The 18,817-nt window shown below is 45.3% G+C and carries 12 protein-coding genes; 6 read left to right on the top strand and 6 right to left on the bottom strand.

All coding sequences use genetic code 11. The features are described from left to right. Nucleotides 1-142 precede the first annotated feature (142 nt). Nucleotides 143-2,611, top strand: coding sequence for a S9 family peptidase (locus IE070_RS08985; RefSeq protein WP_189482647.1), 2,469 nt, complete (start codon nt 143-145; stop codon nt 2,609-2,611). 73 nt (nt 2,612-2,684) lie between these two features. Here IE070_RS08985 and IE070_RS08980 read toward each other — a convergent pair whose 3' ends face one another. After that, a complete protein-coding gene (locus IE070_RS08980; protein ID WP_189482645.1) occupies nt 2,685-3,395 on the bottom strand; it encodes a pseudouridine synthase in 711 nt (236 codons plus the stop codon). 107 nt (nt 3,396-3,502) lie between these two features. Between IE070_RS08980 and IE070_RS08975 the strand changes: the two genes are divergently transcribed. Then, the gene (locus tag IE070_RS08975; protein WP_189482643.1) at nt 3,503-4,171 is read left to right on the top strand and encodes an RluA family pseudouridine synthase; all 669 of its coding nucleotides are present in this window, start codon (nt 3,503-3,505) and stop codon (nt 4,169-4,171) included. On the opposite strand, the gene IE070_RS08970 is transcribed toward IE070_RS08975, so the two are convergent. From IE070_RS08970 to IE070_RS16720, 5 genes are all read right to left on the bottom strand, one after another. Next, entirely contained in the window at nt 4,143-5,621 is a 1,479-nt protein-coding gene (locus IE070_RS08970; RefSeq protein WP_189482641.1) for a PAS domain-containing protein, read from the bottom strand. The two genes, IE070_RS08975 and IE070_RS08970, sit on opposite strands and share 29 nt — an antisense overlap. Nucleotides 5,622-5,729: 108 nt before the next feature. Then, on the bottom strand, nt 5,730-6,467 hold the full coding sequence (locus IE070_RS08965; protein ID WP_189482639.1) for a hypothetical protein: 738 nt from the start codon (nt 6,465-6,467) through the stop codon (nt 5,730-5,732). A 104-nt stretch (nt 6,468-6,571) separates the two neighbouring features. Continuing rightward, complete coding sequence (locus tag IE070_RS08960; RefSeq protein ID WP_189482637.1) at nt 6,572-7,570, bottom strand: response regulator; 999 nt, start codon at nt 7,568-7,570, stop codon at nt 6,572-6,574. 3 nt (nt 7,571-7,573) lie between these two features. Further along, nucleotides 7,574-10,873 carry an MHYT domain-containing protein gene (locus IE070_RS08955; RefSeq protein ID WP_189482636.1) on the bottom strand — a complete coding sequence of 1,100 codons (3,300 nt, stop codon included), beginning with the start codon at nt 10,871-10,873 and terminating at the stop codon, nt 7,574-7,576. Between the two features lie 139 nt (nt 10,874-11,012). Further along, entirely contained in the window at nt 11,013-12,314 is a 1,302-nt protein-coding gene (locus IE070_RS16720; protein WP_308428931.1) for a methyl-accepting chemotaxis protein, read from the bottom strand. 304 nt (nt 12,315-12,618) lie between these two features. Between IE070_RS16720 and IE070_RS08945 the strand changes: the two genes are divergently transcribed. From IE070_RS08945 to IE070_RS08930, 4 genes are all read left to right on the top strand, one after another. Beyond that, a complete protein-coding gene (locus IE070_RS08945; protein WP_189482632.1) occupies nt 12,619-13,557 on the top strand; it encodes an alpha/beta hydrolase in 939 nt (312 codons plus the stop codon). Between the two features lie 8 nt (nt 13,558-13,565). Next, complete coding sequence (gene kynU, locus IE070_RS08940; RefSeq protein ID WP_373296957.1) at nt 13,566-14,831, top strand: kynureninase; 1,266 nt, start codon at nt 13,566-13,568, stop codon at nt 14,829-14,831. A 775-nt stretch (nt 14,832-15,606) separates the two neighbouring features. Continuing rightward, complete coding sequence (locus IE070_RS08935) at nt 15,607-15,915, top strand: hypothetical protein (protein ID WP_189482630.1); 309 nt, start codon at nt 15,607-15,609, stop codon at nt 15,913-15,915. 192 nt (nt 15,916-16,107) lie between these two features. Continuing rightward, a complete protein-coding gene (locus IE070_RS08930) occupies nt 16,108-18,606 on the top strand; it encodes a protein kinase domain-containing protein (protein WP_189482628.1) in 2,499 nt (832 codons plus the stop codon). Nucleotides 18,607-18,817: the final 211 nt, after the last annotated feature.

The raw sequence follows: 18,817 nt of genomic DNA, 5'->3' as shown, positions 1-18,817 counted from the left end.
TTAAGTGAGCATTCTTACAAAACCAGCTTCGGCTGGTTTTGTGCTTTTTGGCGTATAGTGGCAGCATTGTGCCGCATTGGGTTGCGTTTTGTGATGTAGCTTTGTATAACTTTGGCGTCATTTGCAATATAAGAAAAAACCTATGAGAATTTTTCAAAACGCGTTACTTGCGCTCAGTATCAGCGCGCTGTTTTGGCATAGCGCCCCGCTTGTGGCCAAGGCTGAACCACAAACATGGTCTACAGATACGCTAACCATCAATCAAGTCTATGAAACCGATCCCAGTATCCGATTAACCATGGAACACATCATGGCTGATCCAGACTGGTTAGGACGGCAACCTGAAATCGCTTTCTGGGGGCCTGATAGCAAAACGGTTTACTATCAACGCAAGCGCGAAGGCAGTGAACTTCGCGATTGGTTTAGTCGTGCAGTTGAGGGTACGGGTAACGGCGAGCAGGGTAAGTTGGCCGACTGGCACCAGATGGGTGCGCAGCAGATGGTTTATAATGCTGATCGAAGCAAAGCCGCTTACGTATTCGAAGGCAATATTTTTGCACTTCACAATGGCAACCTGTTGCAAATTACGCGTACCAACAGCAGCCAAAGCAATCCACAATTTTTGCTAGACGGACGGTTAGTGTATCAGCAAGGTTGGGATTTTTTTGCCTATGACTTTACGTCAGGTACCGTGTCGGAGCTAGTGAGTTTAAAAACGGAAGATGCACCCAAGGCGCCGAGTGTCCCGGCAGGCTATTTAGCGCAAGAACAGCATAAACTTATTGGGTATGTAGCCTTACAACAAAAAAATAACCGTGAGCGTTTTGAGGCCCAGCAGCAACTGCGCGAGGCCAATCCTAGTTTACCTGCTGCGGCAGTGTACTTAGGTAAACAGCAACAGATCGTGGACGCCAGTTTATCGCCTAATGGCCAGTACATTATTTTAGCTACGCGTAAACCCAGTGCGCGCAACGATAAAGACATCATGCCAAATTACATTACAGCTAATGGTGATATCGCTGCACAACCCGTTCGGCCGCGTGTGAACGACTTTAAACCTGCGCCACAAAAGCTTATTTTGGTTGATTTAAACAACGGTAACTTGCACGAGCTTAGTTACAATGTCTTGCCTGGGTACAATGAAGATGTGCTAGCCGAGGTGAAAACTGAAAATGCCAAAGCCCGTGGTGAGCGATATAAATCAGAAAAAGTGATTCGTGATATTGGTTTGATGACCGATTGGTACTGGAGCCAAAGCGCCATGCGTTGGCATAACAACGGTAACCAAGTCGCTGTTATGTTAAAAGCGTTTGATAATAAAGATCGTTGGATAGCCACTGTCGATTTAAACCAGAAAAAACTGGTTCCACAGCATCGTTTGCATGATAAGGCGTGGGTAAATTATGCTTTTAATGATTTTGGTTGGTTGAATCAAACGGAAACGTTGTATTTTTTATCTGAAGAAAGTGGTTATTCGCATCTTTATACCAAAGCCCTGACCAGCAAAACAGCTACGAAGTTAACGCAGGGCACCTTTGAAATTAGCAATCCGGTATTAACGCACAACGATCAGTACATCTATTTCACAGCAAATAGTACCCATCCGGGGATTTACAACGTTTATCGGCAGGTGCTGGCAACTAACAAAACAGAGCAGATCACCAATTTATTGGGCAGCACTGAATTTACTTTGTCACCCGATGAGCAATCATTATTATTACGCCATTCTACCAATTTAACCCCACCTGAATTATTTGTAACGCAGGCCACACCTGGTAGTGCGGTACGTCAGCTTACCGATACTGTGTCAGCCGAGTTCCGTAAGTTACCGTTAATTGCCCCAAACATCGTTGCTGTGCCTTCTAGCCACACGGCGCATCCTGTATTTAGTAAGGTGTATTTACCCGAAAACTATCAGGCGGGTGATGCACGCCGTGCAGTTATTTTTAATCACGGTGCGGGATATCTACAAAATAGTGATTTAGGTTGGTCAGGGTATTTCCGTGAGTTTTTGTTCCATAACTTGCTGGTTCAGCAAGGCTATGTGGTTATGGATATGGATTTTAGGGCATCAAAGGGCTATGGCCGTGATTGGCGTACGGCGATTTACCGGCAAATGGGGACGCCTGAGATCCAAGATCTCGTGGATGGGGTAAATTGGTTGGTAGCCAATGCCCATGTCGATCGGCAGCGTATCGGCACTTATGGCGGTTCGTACGGTGGTTTTATGACCTTTATGGCGTTGTTTAAAGAGCCTGATTTGTTCCAAGCAGGGGCGGCTTTAAGGCCGGTAAGCGACTGGGCGTATTATAATCATCCTTACACCTCAAATATTTTGAACACACCGGATATCGATCCTATTGCGTACGAACGCAGCTCGCCAATTTACTTTACGCAGGGCTTAACCAAGCCGTTATTAATCAACGCGCCGATGGTGGATGATAATGTGTTTTTTCAAGATGTTGTTCGTTTAGTGCAGCGGTTGATTGAGCAAGAGATCATTCATTTTGAAACGGCAATTTATCCGGTGGAACCGCATGGCTTTCGCCAGCCAAGCAGTTGGTTAGATGAGTATCGCCGGATCTACAATTTGTTTGAGCGCCATCTGTAATCGCTTAAACGCTAAAGCGTGTTAGCTAGCAAATTGCGCTAACACGCGCTGCGTGATAAAACAACACACCTGTTTACAGGGCACTTGACTTAGGCTGCAACCAAGTGCCCGATGCAGTTACAAAATCGGTATCAGCCTCAAATGTGAGCCATTGCTGATGATAGGGCTGCAATAACTTAAGGGTGGCTGCGTGCAATAATAAGCGCGGTGCCGCCTGCCTTACTGCGATAGGGGCATAAAACGCGTCACCTAAAATGGGATGGCTCAATGCGGCCAAATGCACCCTCAATTGATGTGAGCGGCCTGTGACCGGTTTTAATTCAACTAAGCTGCTTTGCAATCCATCTTTTTCGCGTTCTGCTAACAGCATATAAGCGGTTTCTGCTGCTTTACCCTCGGCATGTACTTCATGTGTCGGCGGTTTATCTGGATTGGCCCGTAAGGGTAAGGTAATCGTTCCTGAGGCCTGTTGCATATATCCTGCTACCACCGCCAAATACCGTTTTTTGACCAAACGCTCAGCAAATTGCCGTTTTAATTCGCGTTCAGCACTGCGCCTTAATGCGAAGACCACTATTCCTGACGTGCTTAAATCTAAACGATGTACCAACAGTGCAGTAGGAAACTGAGCTTGTACGCGACTGAGTAAGCAATCTGCCAGTTCGCTACCTCGGCCTGGATTCGTTAACAAGCCACTGGGTTTGTTTACTACCACCATATCTTTGTCTTGAAAGAGGATATCTAAAGGAGATGTAGGCGGGCAATACACAAAGGGTTCAAGCATCAATTCACTCCTGAGTCATCGGCTTGGCAGCTTAGCCGATTTTTCGCTGCTGACAATGCTTTTTTACGGCATAATAAACAGGTTTTTAATCTATAACGAGCCTAAAGATGTCAGTCGCCCTCGATGAATTGGCTATTTTGCCAGCCAGCCAGCAAGCTTATAAAATATATTATGAAGATGATGTGTTGTTAGTGGTTGAAAAACCCTATCAATTACTGACCGTGCCAGGCCGTCATCCCGCGAATCGCGATTGTCTTATTAGCCGAGTGCAGCGTACCTTTCCAAGCGCGCAAGTTGTGCACCGGCTAGATTACGATACGTCAGGCTTAGTGGTGTTGCCCTTAAACAAACCTGCCTTATCAGCCTTGAGCAAACAATTCCAAGCGCGCACCATTGAGAAAGAGTATTTAGCTATTGTGCATGGCGAGCTGCCACTGGCAGGTGAAATAAATTTACCGATTGCCGCGGATGAGACAAATCGGCCGTTATATAAAGTGTGCCAGCAAACGGGTAAACCGTCATTAACGGTTTATCAGCGACTTAATTATGATCCCGCTACGCATACTTCAAGGGTATTATTACAACCTGTAACGGGGCGTTCGCATCAATTACGCTTACATCTTGCTGCACTAGGGCATCCGATTGTGGGCGATGTCTTTTATGGCAATACTGCGATTAGCGTAGGCTCCCGCCTAATGCTACATGCATGGCAGATTTCGCTGCAGCATCCCGTTACGCAACAGCGTATTAAGGTAGAGGTACTGCCGTCATTTTAAGCTGCGTTTGCTGAGGCTGCATCAAGATACTCACCCCTTGCTCTGCCGGATAAATACTAAAATACAACAACACCGTTGTACCAGGTAAGGTAAAGCATAGGTGCTCGGTATGTTGTTTATAAAAGGCGCGCTGGATAGCCGTCGTGATTGGGCTAAAATCTTTACCCGATGCAAAAAACACATCGGTAAGTAACTTCCCTGGTCTGGGGTGCTTTAGGCTACTTAGCAACTCTAAAGCGGTTTGGTTTAAATAGGTAAAACGGAAATGCGCGTCGAGGATAAAGAAACCGTCTGAGATCCCTTCAAGGGTTTGATATAAAGTATGTTTTAGATGATCGGTTTGCTGCCACAAGGCCTTTTGTTCGCTAATGTCCATGGCTGAACCAAACCAATACATCACCTTGCCTTGCTCATTTTTTATGGGGAGGGCAGAGGTAAGGTGCCAGCAATAATCGCCTGCTGCGTTTAGAAGTCGAAATTCGATCTTGTAGGCCAATTGTGTCTGGACACAATGTTGCCACATGGCAACCGTATCGGCCCGATCATCTGGGTGAATAATAGCTAACCAATCTGCCAAAATGGTTTCTGTGTCAATACCAGAATATTCAGCAAAGGTATTTGAGGCAAAATCCACTATGCCCTCAGCCGTGGCTGTCCATACCTTTACGGGTAAGCTATCAGCCAATTGTTTAAACCGCAGTTGTTGTTCAGCGAGTAAGTGGGCTTTTTGATAGCTCTGCTGCACATTTTGTAATAAACCACGCACTAATTCAGGATGGGCTGGATCAGGGTAGGCCACTAATTTTACCCAAATATGTTGACCAGACTCTGGATGAAGTTGTACCTCTATAGCCATCGAGTGTTGTTGTCTCAAACACTCTTGAAGTTGCTGTTTTAATTTAAATTGCACATGATCATCAAAGCAACAAATGAATTGCTCTAAGGTCAGTTCAGCACTGGGAATATTTAATAATTTCCGACTGCCAGCATCCAACGTAATCATTTTACGATGATCATCTAACAGCCAGTGGCTTAATGCTGCTACTTGGTTGGCCAAGGTGAGATCTAGTTTCGCCAATTGTTCTTCGGTGTGCTGTTGCGCTTGTTGTAATTGAGCCTTTATAGCCTGTGCCGCCAGCCACCACAGTAGCACTAATGCTAATGTGGCCAAACTGCGATTCGTCAGGACATAGCGTATGGCAAACTCTGCTGGAGTCGATGGTGAAATAACGTAGCCTAACCACACCGCACAAATGGCCAAAACGCCCGTCAAATGCAACAGAGAAGGACGTAGGGTTAACCCCGCTAGAACGACTAAAGGCATATAAAGCATGCCATGGGAAAACCCCAATGGTGTTTGGCTATCAGCAAAGAAGACGATCAGTACACTGCTAAGCAATAACGGTGCAGTAAAACGATGCTGTTGTATAACGTTAATCAGTTTGGGCATAAAACTCCTTTTACAAAAAACGCGTTCCACGCTGCGATAGTTTAATTTGCTAATCTAACAAATATATTACCTACTTTAAACAATTTTCACCTTAAGTGGCAGGGACTATTACACCTGTAGGTTAATAATGCTCCCACTGGTTATGCGAGTCTCTCCAGCAAGGGTATTAATTAAGTCGCGTAACAACGGGTTTGTAGACGATGTCACGGTTGTCTCTGTTGGTGGTTCTTGTGTGTTTGTCTCTTCAGAACGTGTTTCTTGAGCGAGGGGGTCTTGTGTACCTGTATCTGCAGAACGTGTTTCTTGAGCGAGGGGGTCTTGTATACCTGTATCTGCAGAACGTGTTTCTTGCAGGCGCGGGTCTTGTGTGCCTGTATCTGCAGAACGTGTTTCTTGCAGGCGCGGTTCTTGTGTGCCTGTATCTGCAGAACGTGTTTCTTGCACGAGGGGGTCTTGTGTGCCTGTATCTACAGAACGTGTTTCTTGAATACGCGGTTCTTGTGAGCGTGTTTCTTCTGTAAAGATTTCTTGAGTACGCGGTTCTTGTGCTCGGGTGAACTGAGTGATGGTTTCAGACAATTGTTCAGTAACGCGTTCGCGGCTTTGCGTTAGTTGATCGGCAGCTGAAATATTACGTTTTAGTAACGATGATTGGGCGCTGGATTGATCAGCTTCTATATCAAGTTTTCTGGCGGTCGCATCAGCTTGTCTGGCTTCGCGCCGTTTTGCGGCGGCTTGGTTTTCCAGTGCTTGTGCTTGCTGTTCTGCTTGAAGGGCTTGGCGTTCTGTTTGCTGCCGCAACAAGGCATTGACGGTGCTGCCACCAACGTTAAACGTGGATATCATGTTGCTCAACGCTCCCATTGTATTGCTGATAAATTGGGATAACGCTATTAACTATAGAGTATAGTTTTTAAGATGCAAGACAGCTTGTATGCATTATGTCGGGCTTAATCAGCAAAGCGTGCTTTTATTTCAAGAATTGCCGGAAGTGCCTTGAGTAAAAGCGGTACCAATTGCGGATCGAAGTGTTTACCGGCTTGTTCTTGAATAAACTGCAGCGCCCGCTCAACTGACCAAGCTTCTTTGTAAGGGCGGTTACTGGTGAGCGCATCAAAGACATCGGTAAGAGCCACTATTCTTGCTTCGATAGGGATAGCCGTGTCTTTTAAACCATAAGGGTAACCGCTACCATCCCATTTCTCATGATGATAGCGCGCCACACTGGATGCCATCTGCATAAGGCTTGAATCGCAATTTCCTAAAATTTCTGCCCCAATAATGACATGTTGACGCATGATCAGCATTTCGTCATCCGTCAACTTACCTGGTTTTAATAAAATATGGTCTGGGGTACCAATTTTGCCAATGTCGTGCATCGGCGCGGCATGCAACAATTCTTCAGCCCACTGCGAAGAAAAACCGGCTTCCAACGCAATAATTTGTGCATAATGGCTCATGCGTTTTACATGTAAGCCTGTTTCGTTATCTTTATACTCTGCAGCACGACCAAGCCGTTCAATCACTTGCATGCGAGTGCGTTTTAGCTCGTTGGCGTGCACTAACGATAAGTGGGTTTTTACCCGAGCACGAACGATGGTTGGGCTTAGCGGTTTAGTAATGTAGTCTACGGCACCTACCTGAAACCCTTGTGTCTCGTCAATTTCGTCTTTTAACGCGGTAACAAAAATAATCGGAATATGTTGCTTACTCACATCTGCCTTTAGCAAGGTACAAAGTTCAAAACCTGTCATATCAGGCATCATCACATCGAGTAAAATTAAATCTGGCGTGTGTTGTTTTAACAAGGCTAAGGCTTGTGCGGCACTGGTAGCAAACATCAGTTGATAGTGGTCTTGCAAGATCTGTTTTAAAACCCGCAGATTAACAGGCTCATCGTCTACCACGAGTATTTTTTGAAAAGACTGATTGATCAAGGTGTTTAGCATAAATTAACGCTCTAATTCTGTTACCAGTTGTGCAATAGCATGGTGTGCTTGCTCAAAATCAAAAGATTCTGTGGCGTGTGTAATGCGTCCAATAGCGTCTGCATAACGCGGGTGTTGACTATATTGCCTCAACTCACGAAGAACTACATCATCATAATTAAATGTTTGTAATTGCGTGTTTAATAGACGTAACAACATTGCAAGATGGGCTAAGTCCTGCGCGCCCTTGTCAGTAATAGGCTGTTGCACAGGCGTGTGCAGCGTATTAATCATTTTCCGGGTATGTTCAGCGGTAAAGCAAAGCTGTTTTATCTGCTCTGTCAGTTGCGCCTCGTCGGCTGTAGTAATAGCATTTTCAAGCTGCAAACAGCTATTCGCCAGTGCCATTAACGACAAATTACCGGTGAGTCCTTTATAGCTATGCGCAATGCGTTTTAGAGCGCTGAGATCTTTTTGTGCTTCTGCCGTGAGAATGTCCTGACACAAATGTTGTAAAGGGCCGTTGGCAAAACGTTGAAGTTCAGCGTAAAACTTTTCTTGGCTGCCCCACAGCTTTTCACCTTTTGTCACGTCGACAATGGCCAGTTCAGTTGGCGAAGTTTGTGTATTTACGGGCAATAAAGGGATGTTGAGGACACGAGCGATTTCTGCAAATAACGTATCAGTATCAATTGGCTTAGTGGCAAAGCCATCCATTCCGGCCTCAATAACCGCTAAGCGATCTTCTGCCAAGGCACTGGCGGTCAGAGCAACAATGGGAACACGCGCCAATTGCTGCGCAGCTTCATATTCTCGGCGACGGGTTGCTGCGGTAAGCCCATCCATGATGGGCATTTGGACATCCAGTAATACAATGTCGGGTACGCGCTCTTGTAACGCTTTTAACACTTCTTCACCATTGGTAGCGCTAGTTACATGGTGTTTGTCACGCTGCAGTATGGCTGTTAATAGCTCAAGATTTTGCGGAATATCGTCGGCAATTAAAAAGTGTAACGGCGGCAACTTATGTACTTTTTCAAGTGTGTTAGTGGCTTCACCCTCAGCTAGAGGTAAATTGATAACAAAGGTTGAGCCCTCGCCGAGTTTACTGGTAGCCGTAATAGTACCGCCCATCAATTCAATCAATTGTTTACTAATGGTTGTGCCCAAGCCGGTTCCCCCAAAGCGGCGACTCATGCTAGCATCGGCTTGGGTAAAAGGCTCAAAAATGCTGGCAAGCCGTTCTTTTGCAATACCAATACCGGTATCGGTGATTTCAAAGGCAATGCCTTCAGCAATGGGATAAACGGTTAGGGTGACACTACCTTGCTCAGTAAACTTGATAGCATTGCCAAGAATATTCAGTAATACCTGTCTGATCCGAGGTGCTGCACCAAAGTAATAGGGCGCAAGAGTAGGGTGAATAGTAAAGTTGAGTGCCAGATGTTTTTTGCGAGCATTCACCCACAAAGTAGAAACAACATTATCTACCAATTCGGTTAAATTGAAATTGATCGCCTCTAATTCTAATTTCCCTTTTTCCAGTTTGGCGCTATCTAAAATATCGTTTAATAACACCAGTAAGGCGCGCGCTGAGTGATTAACCGTTTGAATATAGCGGCTGGCATCGGGTGTATCGGGATTCTCTAATAACAGATCCGTAAAGCCAATTACGGCGTTTAGTGGCGTGCGAATTTCATGGCTCATATTGGCTAAAAAGGCGCTTTTTACTTCTGTTGCTTGTTCTGCCAGTTGTTTCGCCTGCCGTAATTGTTCTTCCATTTGCCGACGTTCGGTGATGTCCATAATAAAGCCATCTAATACGGTGACTTCGCCGGCATCATTTTCAATAATATCGCCATGCTCCAGCATCCAACGAATAGAACCATCTTTATGCAGGATCCGATACTCTAATGAAAAATCGTGTTGGGTTGCCGTCAATGCCGCGCGCTCGCGATCTTCAACGAGAATCAGTTCAGCCCAACTTCGACTGGGAGCGGGGAGCATAAAATCACTAGCCGGATAACCACAAAGTACCTCTACACGCTCACTGATAAATATCATTGTCCAATCATCGTCTTTTAAACACCGGTATGCGGCGCCAGGAATATTGGCAATAAGTGAGCGAAATTTTTGCTCGTTTTCTTTTAATGATTGCTCGAACGCGATTTGAGCCGATATATCACTTAGTGACGCAACATAAAGAGGCTCATTATTTACGCGAGTTAAACTCAGCGTCATTCTTACCGGGATTGTTTTGCCCTGTGTGGTTAGAACAGTTAAATGTCGTTTGGCGCTTTTAACATCAAAATGATTTTGTTGGATATTTTTAGACAATAGATTTTCAAATTCTGCGGCATATTCTGCAGTGAGTAATTGGCTAAAATGCTTTCCTGTTAAACTGGCGTTTTCTTCAAACAGGCTTAAGGCAGCATGGTTATATTCAACCACTTCGCCTTTGCTGTTGACAGTGAGAATGGCATCTAACACCGTATCCATAATGGAACTAAGCCGCTGCGTATAATTTTCAGTCATGGCTTTTGCGTTGTACAGTTTTAACATCACTTGCATTAATAGCACTAGCAGTGTCACGGTTACCGTGACAGAAGTCACAATTAGCGCCATCATTTGGCTATTCGCTGTATCCGTGACGGCAGTAAAACCGACCGGTGCGACAAAACGGGCCGCTAACATCCCGGTATAATGCATGGCGCTGATCGCCAAGCCCATAATGGTGCCGCTTAATGCATTGAGTTGCCATGTTTGCAACGTTGTTTGTAAATGTTGAACGCCAAAACGGACCCACAAAGCTAAAAACGCCATAACGACGGCGACAAGAATAGACAGTGTAAAAAACAGCGGATCATAGCGAAGCTGAACGGCCATTTGCATCGCCGCCATCCCGGAGTAATGCATTGCCCCAATGCCTGCACCGACTAAAATTCCCCCTGTCAGCAATTGCAATAAAGTAATTTGCTCACGAACCAACAAATTTAGGGCAACCCAAGAGGCCAGTAAGCTGGGTAATAATGAGAAAAGTGTAACGCTGGCGGCATATTCAACAGGTGTGCAGAGCTCAAAGGCTAACATGCCAACAAAGTGCATCGACCAGATGCCAATGCCTAAGCTGACAGTGCCTGCGAGTAACGCGAACTGTTTTTGCCACATTGCAAGGTGTTGCCGACTAATATCGACAGAGAATAGAGCGGCACCTGAAGAGAAGATAGCAATAAATAACGATAATAAAACTAAGCCCGCATCGTAAGTGGCATCTAGTAGTATGGGTTGCGACGGCAACTGAAACCATTCTATTAACAACGACAACCTCGGTTCTTAGAATAAGGTATATTGACAATTAAGGGTGTTAGCATAACGTACCTAGCTGATGGGCGCGAGTATTTTGCCATAAGTTGAAGTGACGCGTTTCAGCTACGCGATACCCGCACACAAGCTTAAACCAAGGCTATGGACGCAATTTTTCGACCATTTGCACCAATTGTCTCACACCCGTTTCGACCTCTGCAATGCCAGCAGAAACACTACGAATTTTATGCTGGCCTTTTTCTGAGATATGATTAATAGCCGATAATTGTTGATCAATATTCGTTATTAAGTGCGCGTTATGTTGCACCACACTGGAAATTTCAGCTGTTGCATCGGCAGTGCGTGCTGCGAGTTTTCTCACCTCATCGGCGACAACGGCAAAACCTCGTCCGGACTCACCTGCTCGCGCCGCTTCAATGGCGGCATTGAGTGCCAGTAAGTTCGTTTGATCAGCGATGGCTTTAATGGTTGTCACGATCTCTGCAATGTTTTTAGCTTGCTCGCGCAGTTTTTCTCCCGCTACAGCCGCTTTTTGTGCTTCTTGAGTAATATCACTCGCCGTCGTCACCGCCTCACTTAACACCGATACGGCATTTTGCGTGATCTGTGAGGTTTCTTCTGATGTCGCAGAGGCCATCTCTACTGCTTGTACAGCGGCTTCTATGCGCTGAGAAATGTTCGTGGCGAATTTAATGATTTTGTAGACTTTACCGTTCTCGTCCACAATAGGGTTATAGGTGGCTTCTAGCCAAATACTTTGTCCTTGAGCATCTTTTCTTAAAAAACGACCACTGTACACATTGCTGCGGCCCAGACGCTGCCAAAACTCGGGATTCTCTTTGTAAAATTCATCGTAACAAAAAATACGATGATGTTTACCGACTATATCGTTTAGCTGGCAATTCATGGTTTGCAGAAAATTTTCGTTCGCAGTAATGATGGTGCCATCGGGATAAAACTCTATCACCGCCATAGAACGGTTGATGGCAGTAAATATGGCTTCACGGTCATACAGCGATTTTTGCTTGTCAGTTATATCATTTGCAATTTTAATGACTTCGACAACGTTATTTTGTTCATCGAATACGGGAAAGTAACTGGCTTCAAGGTAGAGTTTTTGCTTGTTTTTCTTCAGTCTTAAAAAGCTACCGTTTGTCGCTATTCCCTGCGCTAAATTTTGCCAGAATATACGGTATTCTTCAGATTGCGCATACTCAGGTAAGCAAAATATCTGATGATGTTTACCCATTAATTCTGCTGCGGTATACCCCACAACAGATAAAAAAATGTCGTTAGCTTCTATAATGTTGCCTTGAGGCGTAAAGCGAATACAGGCAGTATTGTTTTTTATGGCGCGAAGTGCATAGCTTGACAGCTTTAACGACAATTCAGCTTCGGTACTAACATTATCGTGTTTACGTGCAAAACTAAAAAGTGCCATATGTATAATCCTGTACATGATGAGTTTAAAATCGAATCGGTAGATGCTGAAGATTGTCTCATTTGTCTTCTGCAGTATAGGCTAAAAAAAGCATTTAGCAAGTGACAAAGCTGAAAAAAACACCATAAACAGCTTGAAAATGCCCCATTTATTACAATGCGAGTATGAGCTAATCATGCTCTTTGCAGGCGTAAACAGGCTATATAGCGCAAAGTGCTAGGAACTTTTTAGCGTTTGGTTTAGCGTATCCTTATTATCAATCCCTACCGGTAATTTGATACCGGTGAAATGACAGTGATTAAGCATGCTTGAAACATCTAAACTCTCTTCTTTTTTGTCGTCTTTACCTGCATTATTGTGTTGCCTGTTACTGACCGCGTGTGTGAATCGTACTGCGCAGATCCCAGAGGATACGCCTGAATCTGCAGTTCTGTCACAAGTCAGTTTTAGCAGCGTGCTGGCGTTGCCAGTAGTAGATAAAGCCGAAAAGCTCGCCTATGGTGAGCATACGCTACAGTTTGGTCAGCTGTATTTGCCCAGCATGAGCGCAACGACCTCAACCAAATCAGTACCGTTGCTTATTTTTATTCATGGCGGCTGTTGGCTTAATGCTTTCGATATCCAGCATACACAGGCGTTTAGTGAAGCGGTTGCAGCAGCCGGTATTGCTGTGTGGTCTTTAGAATATCGTCGGGTTGGCGATGAGGGTGGGGGATGGCCTGGTAGCTATCATGATGTTTTAGCTGGAATAGCCTATGCGCAAACCGCATTACAGGATTATCCTATTGATCTGAGCCAAATAGTGTTAGCCGGGCATTCAGCAGGTGGGCATTTAGCGTTATTGGCGGCAGGGGCGTCAACTCAAGATCTTCAATCAGAGCCGCAGGCTAAATCAGTATTAAAACCGGTGAAAGGGGTTATAGGCTTAGCCGCCATCACAGATTTACCCAGCTATCAAAGTGATGAAACGGGCTGTCAGCGCGCTGCGCGACAATTTATGGGGGCCGTCTATCCGGATCTTGCCGAGGAATATCAAAAAGCAAGCCCGTCTCAACACCCCGCACATCCGGCAACGCTGTTACTGCATGGTCGTGCTGATAGCATTGTGCCCCTGTCTCAGGCAACCGATAGCGGCATGCCGGTAGACGTATTGGATGACGCTGGGCATTTTGATTGGATCCATCCCCAAACAGAAGCATTTCATCATTTTATAACAGCGCTGCAGGCGTTAATGGCCAAGTGAGTATCCCCATGACCATGTTACCCGATTTAACAAAAACAACGTTAGCCTTGTTAGATGCCACTGATCCATTGGCTTTTAAGCGAGAAGCCTTTGTGTTACCCGAGAATACTATTTATTTAGATGGGAATTCGTTAGGTGCTATGCCAAAGGCCGCGGCTGCAAGAGCGCATCAGGTGCTAAACGAGCAATGGTCGCAGGATTTGATTAAAAGTTGGAATAGCCATCAGTGGATTGATTTGCCGCAGACGGTGGGCGAAAAAATAGCGCCATTGCTGGGTGCTGCGCCAGGCCAAGTAATTTGCTGTGATTCGACTTCGGTGAATTTATTCAAAGTACTTAGCTGCGCCATGCTGATGCAGCCAGGACGCACCAAAATACTATCGCAAGCGGGTAATTTCCCAACAGATCTCTATATGGTGCAGGGCTTGGCAAGTTTACTCGGTGAGCAGAATTGTCAGTTAGTGTTAGTAGACGACAGCGTTGATCAACAAGCGCTTGAGCACGCCATCACCCCAGAGATTGCGGTATTATTGCTGACGCAAGTCGATTTTCGCAGTGGCCGCTTGTTGGATATGCAACGCTTAACACAACTAGCGCATGAGCAAGGTGTGTTGGTTATTTGGGATTTGGCGCACAGTGCAGGGGCCTTGCCTATTGAACTTGACGCGTGGCAGGTAGATTTTGCTGTGGGGTGTGGCTATAAGTATTTGAACGGTGGCCCTGGTGCGCCGGCCTTTTTGTATGCCGCCAGCCGTCATCATGCGCAATTAACGCAGCCATTAACCGGTTGGATGGGCCATAATACCCCTTTTAGTTTTGCAACCGCCTATCAAAAAGCGCCGGGCATAGCGCAATTTCTGAGTGGAACCCCCGCTATAATTGCCATGAGCGTACTGGACGCCGCTTTGGCGGTGTTTGACGATATTGATATGCAGGATGTACGGTATAAATCGCTGGCGCTTAGTCACTGTTTCCATCAGTTAGTCGAAAAGCAACCTGGTTTAGCGTCCCTAGCGTTAATCACGCCGCTGCATCCTAACGCCAGAGGTAGCCAATTGGCTTATCAGCATCCACAGGCTTACGCCCTTTGCCAAGCCTTGATTAAGCGTGGTGTTATTGCTGATTTTAGAGCGCCCAATATTTTACGTTTAGGGTTTACGCCGTTGTATTTGCGTTATGTGGATATCGGCAATGCAGTAGCTATTTTAGCCGATATCGTAAACTCGCAAGAATATTTAAAACCAGAGTATGCCGTGAAGCATAAAGTGACGTAACACGGTTTAAACAGAAAAATAGAAACTGAGAGAGTAAGTTTTTCTTCATGACTAATGTTAGGCGCTAAAATGCCTAACATTACTTTAACGTTTTAAGAGTAGCTTGTTCATAGCATCACAATCAATGAGGCTTAAAAGCGGCTAGGCTATTAATAGCGTATTTTGGAATTTCAAACAACAACGCCACTCAGTGAGCGGCGTTGTTGTTTTGAATTCTTGGTGCGTCCTAGTGGACTCGAACCACCGACCCCCACCATGCCAAGACTGTTAAACTAATTATTTCTAAATCTATATGCCTGTCGTTGATGTAAATTAAATTTAGAAAAAACAGTTGTTTAAATTGTTATGGCAAGTAGTTGAAACGCGATTTTAAAGTGTTTTGGGACTTTTATTGTTTTTTGGTCAAAAAAATCTTAAAAAACCATCGTGTCCAAAATGAGGTTATTTTTTGTTAGATTATCAGATCTGTTTTTCGGAGAGTTAACAATTACTGCTTAAATTCATTAAAGTCGTTTTGAGATTTGGGGAAGTCCAAATAACTGTACAAATTGGCCAGAGAAGATGAAAAAATTCAGTTAAGACTTGATGTAGAAAATAATTAAGCCCCCTTTAGGGGCAAACGTAAAGTGATCTGTGCCAAGAATATAGGAACTTAATATGCTTTGTTTATCAAACTTAATTCAGCTCTTAGATTAATACTATTAAGATCTGTCAGCTACGAAGTCATGAAGTTTGATAAGTGTGAATTATTTTACAAGAATCAAAAGGGGTTTTGATGCTGCAACCGTTGTGGAAAAAACGTGCATTAATGGCGTTAGTGCAACAAGCAGATTTAGAGTTGAATAGTGGCTATGATCTAAAAGAATCTATGGTAGCTATTTCAACAATTAAAGGATGGGTAAGTCGGAATAATTCTCTGGATAAGGATGTATTCCTTCAGCAATTGCAGGAGTTTTACAAAGATGTTCAGCAACGCTGGTTTTTTCACGGAGAATACAATGGTGGTTATGCGACTCTTGGGAGTTGCTACAGGGTTATTAAACAAGCTGTTTTAAGTTCTGATGACACCTATTCACATAGTTAAATTATTGTTTCAAAAAAATCTTGCGCTGTGACCATCCAGTACTATTTTTCTTTGACATAATCGCCCATCGAGAATATCTTTCTGATTGCTAATCATCTATTTTTCTAATAGATGTATTCACATTTATTTACGAGGTTTAGGGATTTCTTTTTCTGAGTAATTTTTCTCGGTAGATACTTTTTGAGGATAGCTATGGAGCAAAACCTAAACGCTTTAGCAGTGGGCTCTGAACTAAACCACTATTTTATTGAATCGATATTAGGCAGCGGCGGCTTTGGTATTGTGTATAAAGCGCGTCATGCGCATTTAGATGAATGGGTTGTCATTAAAGAGTTTCTGCCAGTTGAGCTGGCGGGGAGGCATGGGAATACGGTGCAGCCGCATGGCACCTCAAAGCAGGAAGTTTACAGCGAATGCTTACGCCGCTTTATGGAAGAAGGTAGAACCTTAGTAAAGCTGCGCCACCCGAATGTAGTGCGTTGTCGCGATTTATTTACTGCCAATGCTACCGCCTATTTAGTGATGGACTTTGAAGACGGCCTGCCACTGGATGAGCTGGTGCGCAGCTTAGAAGCACAAGGTAGCTGCTACACTGAGCAACAATTACTGCATTTTTTACTGCCGCTGGCCAATGGCCTCTCTTATATTCACAGCCAGGGTGTATTACACCGCGATATCAAACCCGCCAACGTGTTTATCCGCCGCTGTGACGGCTCACCGGTAATCATTGACTTTGGTGCAGCGAAACAAAACTTTGCTTTAGTCTCCCAATCCCAAGCACCCTTTACCGAGTTTTATGCGCCGCTGGAGCAAATAGAAGGTGGGGGTGAAGCCAAACCGACGGTGGATATTCATGCCTTTGGCGGTTTAATGTATCGATTGGCCACCGGCCAAATGGGCCCCAAAGCTGAAGCGCGGGCGATGGCACTGGTGTATGGCAAACCCGATCCGCTAAAGCCCGCCAGTGATCTGGCTAAAGGCCATTATAGTGACACTTTTTTAACGACTATCGACCAGTGTTTAGCCTTTAAAGCCGACGAGCGGCCACAGACGATGCTGGAGGTAAGTCAGCGTCTTGCCGATAAGGGCACCGCGCAGTCAGCCAAACAACCTGAAACTGAAGCGGTGCAGCAGGCAAAACCAGAGCCGCAAGCTAAGCCCGAGCCGGCAACGGCTAAACCTGATGGTGCAACAGCCAAATCTAAACCCAAATCCTCGCGCGGGCCATGGCTGGCATCGGGTGTTTTAGTGCTTGTTGCGCTGGCCGGTTATGGCCTGTACCCACTTTATCAGGACTACGCAGAGCAAAACGCACAGCAAGCTGCACTGTTGAAATTAGAAAGCAGCAGTGCCAAACCGCTCAGATTGCAGGCTGATGATGCCTACTATATTAATGATAATCACGGCATAGCCTTCCCGCTGTATCAACAGGCCGCAGAGCTTGGCAGTGCCTATGCTGATGCGCAATTGGCAAAAATGTATTTTCAGGGTTGGGGCGTAGCAAAAAATACCGAGCTAGCGAAGCAGTATCAGGTATCGGCAACACAGAAATTGGGCCAAAACGACTATCTAGATGGTTATGCTTATTTTCTACTTGGCAGCATGGCCAGTTCTATTGATAAAGATTATGCCGTTGCAGAGGCTTACCATCGCCAGGCAATTGCACAAAACAATGCTATGGCAAAAAGTGCCTTGGGTTATATGTACCATATGGGTAATGGTGTAACTCAGTCAAACGATGAAGCCGTCTTTTGGTATCGGAAGGCTGCTGAGCAAGGGTCTCCGAATGGACAAAATAATTTAGCCGTAATGTATCGCGATGGTTTGGGAGTGTCGAAGTCTGAAACTGAAGCGGTAAGTTGGTATCGCAAGGCAGCAGAGCAAGGCTATAGTGTCGCGCAAAATAACCTAGGTTTTATGTATCGGGAGGGACGCGGCGTCGCGCAGTCTGATACTGAAGCCGTCGCTTGGTATCGTAAAGCGGCGGAGCAGGGAAACTCAGGTGGCCAGGTTAATCTCGGTTATATGTATGATGTTGGTAAGGGTGTTAAAAAATCTTATGCTGAGGCGGTAAGGTGGTACCGTAAGGCTGCTGAGCAAGGCGATGCTGCCGGGCAAAATAACCTTGGCAATATGCTGCAGGAAGGGCGTGGTATAGCGCAGTCTTACACTGAAGCGGTTAAGTGGTTTCGCCTAGCCGCCGAGCAAGGACATGCTGGCGGGCAAGTGAGCTTGGGTTATATGTATGATGTTGGTAAGGGTGTTGAAAAATCTGATGCTGAGGCGGTAAGGTGGTATCGTAAGGCGGCTGAGCAAGGTAATGCCTGGGGGCAAAATAATATGGGCATTATGTATGCAAATGGCCGTGGTGTACCTAAGTCAGATACCGAGGCTGTTAACTGGTATCGAAAAGCGGCAGAACAGGGGCATATCGATGGGCAGTTCAATCTCGGTCGTAGGTATGACCAAGGGCTTGGAATAGAGCAATCTTATGCCAACGCGCTAAATTGGTATCTCAAAGCCGCAGAACAAGGCGATTCCGACGCACAAAACAGCCTCGGGGTGATGTATGCCAGAGGTAATGGCGTTACTCAATCTGAAGCTGAAGCCGTAAGCTGGTACACCAAAGCGGCCCGGCAAGGCCATGCTACAGCGCAAAATAATCTTAAAAGCCGGGGATTGAACTGGTAACCCCTGTTGTTAGTTCTTGCGGTATCGTTGTTACAATAACGCGTCAGGTTATGCTGAATGCAAGTCGCTTTCCTTATAAAATTGAGGCGTTATGTTTGACAATATCAATGCGTTACCCCATGGAGCCGAGCTTAACCACTATGTCATAGAAGCGGTTTTAGGCAGCGGCGGCTTTGGCATTGTTTATAAGGCCCATCATGCGCATTTAGAT

It is taken from the genome of Alishewanella tabrizica (genome assembly GCF_014652375.1).
Taxonomy (GTDB): Bacteria; Pseudomonadota; Gammaproteobacteria; order Enterobacterales; family Alteromonadaceae; genus Alishewanella; species Alishewanella tabrizica.
Note: the sequence above shows the minus strand (reverse complement) of the source record. Positions and strands in the feature narration are given on the sequence as shown.